2 protein-coding genes are annotated in these 3,067 nt (G+C 68.1%); both read right to left on the bottom strand.

Features of this window, described 5'->3' with window-relative positions; genetic code table 11:
• A partial coding sequence (locus AX685_RS12970) for a TonB-dependent receptor (protein WP_156445798.1) occupies positions 1–1,699 on the bottom strand: 1,699 nt, incomplete at its 3' end.
• Between the two features lie 225 nt (positions 1,700–1,924).
• Positions 1,925–2,992 carry an acyl-CoA dehydrogenase family protein gene (locus AX685_RS12965; protein ID WP_066489318.1) on the bottom strand — a complete coding sequence of 356 codons (1,068 nt, stop codon included), beginning with the start codon at positions 2,990–2,992 and terminating at the stop codon, positions 1,925–1,927.
• Positions 2,993–3,067 lie beyond the last annotated feature (75 nt).

Below are 3,067 nucleotides of genomic sequence, written 5' to 3'. Positions count from 1 at the left end.
CCGCCGCAAGCGCGGTGTTGGTCAGGAACGGCGTCAACGCGGCCTGGTTCTGCGTGCAGGCGACGTTGTCGTTGCCGAACGTCGCGGAGAAGCGCTTCTTGTCCTTGGTGTAGCGTAGGCCCAGCGTCAGGTCGAACGTGTCGGTGATGTGGATGATATTGTGCGTGAACGCCGCGAAGCTGGTGGTGTTCTGGCTGTAGAAATCCACGGTCGAGCCGCGATCGTTGAGCCCGTCGAGCCGCAGCAGCGAGGCGAGCAGCGGCGCGCCGGCCGCCCCGAACGCGCCCGAGAACGCCGCCTGGCTGGCGACGCAGCCCGCCGCCGCCGGATTGTACAGCGCCGCCAGCCCGCCGCCGCTGATCAGGCGGCACGTCGCGAAGCGGCCGTACTGGCTGCCGAAGCGCAGGTTGCTGCGCCCGCGATACTTTTCGTCCATGAAGAAGCCGCCGATCAGCCAGTCGAGCTTGTCGCCGAACGCGCTGCCGTTCAGCCGCAGCTCCTGCGTGAAGGTGCGGAACTGGCGGCGGTTGTTGCCGTCGTTGGCGTTGTACAGGATGTCGACGGTGCCGTAATCGACGTCACCGGCCTGGGTGTTGTAATAATCGCGATAGGCGGTGATCGACGTCAGCTTGACGCCGCCGAAGTCCCAGTCGAGCTGCCCCGACACGCCCCAGTCCTCCATCTTGCCGCCATAGCTGCGGCCCGGTGTGACGGAGACGTCGCGGCTGTAATTCTGGTTGAACGCCCCCAGGTTCTGGCCCAGGTCGCGCAGCACGTTGATGATGTTGTTGCCGTTGCTCCCCGCCGCGACGCCCGCGTTGACCGAGCCGACCGGCGTGGTCAGGTTGCCGATGAATTCGTTCATCGACGGGCTGACATAGGTCGCCGCGCAGCAGCTTTCGTCGCGCTTGGTATAGTCGCCGATCAGCCGGAAGCTGATCGCGTCGGTCGGTTCGAAGACCAGCTGCGCACGCCCGAAGAAGCGGTCGCGATCGTTGATCGTCGTATCGTTGGTGCGATCGTTGTAGAAGCCGTCGCGCTTTACGTAGACGCCGTCGAGCCGGAAGGCGAGCGTTTCGCTGATCGGCCCGGTGACCCCGGCGGCCAGCCGCCAGAAGTCGAAATTGCCGTAGGTCACCTCGCCATTGGCGCCGAACGTGAAGCTGGGCCGCTTGCTGACGACCGAGATCAGGCCGGCGGACGAATTGCGCCCGCCCAGCGTGCCCTGCGGGCCGCGCAGCACTTCGACCCGGTCGATCTCGCCGAGTTCGTTGAGGCCGATGCCGGCGCGCGAGCGATAGACGCCGTCGATCAGCACGACGACTGAGCTTTCCAGGCCGGGGTTGTCGCCGACCGTACCGATACCGCGGATGCGCGGCGAACCGTTCGCTTCCGAGCCCGTCGAGGTCACCAGCAGCGACGGCGCCAACTGGTTGAGCTGGCGGATGTCGTTGGCACCCGACAGCGCCAGGCTGTCGGCGTTCACCGCGGAAATCGCCACCGGCACGTCGGCCAGCGCCTGCGCGCGCCCCTGCGCGGTCACGACGATGTCGGCGGCGTTGAGGTCCTGCGCGCCGCCAGCGGTCTGGTCCGCAGGCGCCGCCTGTCCGGCGTTGGCATCGGTGGTCGCCTGCGCCGCCGCGATCGGCGCCACGAAACAGGCGGCCGCGCACGCGGCCAGCAGCGTGTACCTGGTCATCATCTCTCTCCCGTCGCGGTCGTCGCATCTCCCTGACGATCGTACCGCGTCTTCGATTGGAGCGATTCGGAGAATGAATTACAAGTGAAAAATGGTGTTATATTACCGAAGTGGACCGACCGATGCTTCTATGTCGCACTCCAAACGAAAACGGGCGCGCGGCCTGCCGATGGCCGCGCGCCCGATCGCGCATCGTCCGCCGCGCCGCCGTGGCGCGCCGCCCGGTCAGTATCCGTTGAGCCGCCCGAAGCGGTCGCGGTGGAACGCGCTGTTCCCCCACATCACCTCCAACACCGCCGCGCGCTTCAGGTACAGGCCGGCGTCATATTCGTCGGTCATGCCCACCCCGCCGTGCAGCTGTACCATCTCGCGGCTGATCAGCTTCAGCGTCTCGCCCGCGGTCGCCTTGGCCAGGCTCACCGCCTGGTCGACGTCGCTGCGCCCGGCGTCGATCGCCTCCAGCGCGCCTTCGACCGCCGATCGCATCAGCTGCAATTCGGTGAACTGCCTGGCCATGCGATGCTGGAGCGCCTGGAACGTCGACAGCACCTGCCCGAACTGCACGCGCTGCTTGAGGTAATCGTTGGTCTGCTGGAACGCCGCCTCGGCCATCCCGAGCATCTCGGCACAGGTGACCGCCGCCGCGCGGTCGACCACCGCCGCGGTCAGCTCCGGCCCGCCCAGCTTTTCCGCCGGGGCATTGTCGAACGCGACATGCGCGTGGCTGCGCTCGTCGGCCATGTGGCGGTGGCTGACGGTCACGCCCTCGCCCTTCTCGACCAGGTACAGCCCGTCCTGCGCGGCGACGACGAACACGTCCGCGCCGTCGCCCTCCGCGACGAACGGCTTGGCGCCGGTAAGCCGCCCGCCGGCGACCGTGGTGCCGGATACCGCACCGTCATGCACCGGCCCCTCGTCCACCGCCAGCGTCGCGATCTTCTCGCCCGATGCCAGCTGCGGCAGCCACGTCTGCTTCGCCGCGTCGGACGATCCCATCACGATCGCGCTCGCCGCCACCGCGGTCGATGCCAGCGGCGATGCGGTCAGGTTGCGGCCCAGCTGCTCCACGACCAGCCCCAGCGACAGGTAACCGAACGCCGATCCGCCGAATTCCTCCGGGATTACCACGCCCGCCCAGCCCATCTGGCCGATCGCGCCCCAGGCGTCGCGGTCGAACCGCTCGGCCGGTGCGGCGGCGCGCATCTTGCGGAACGCCGCCACCGGGCCTTCATTGTCGGCCCATTCGCGCGCCATGTCGCGCAGCATCACCTGTTCGTCGTTGAGTACCGCCACCGTCGTCTCTCCCGTTTCGTCGAGGATAACCGGGGAGGGGGCGCCTCTTGGCGGGCGCACCCCTCTACCCGGCCC

The organism is Sphingomonas sp. CCH9-F2 (assembly GCF_001556735.1).
Classification (GTDB): domain Bacteria; phylum Pseudomonadota; class Alphaproteobacteria; order Sphingomonadales; family Sphingomonadaceae; genus Sphingomonas; species Sphingomonas ginsenosidimutans.
This window is presented reverse-complemented; position numbering and strand designations above follow the sequence as displayed.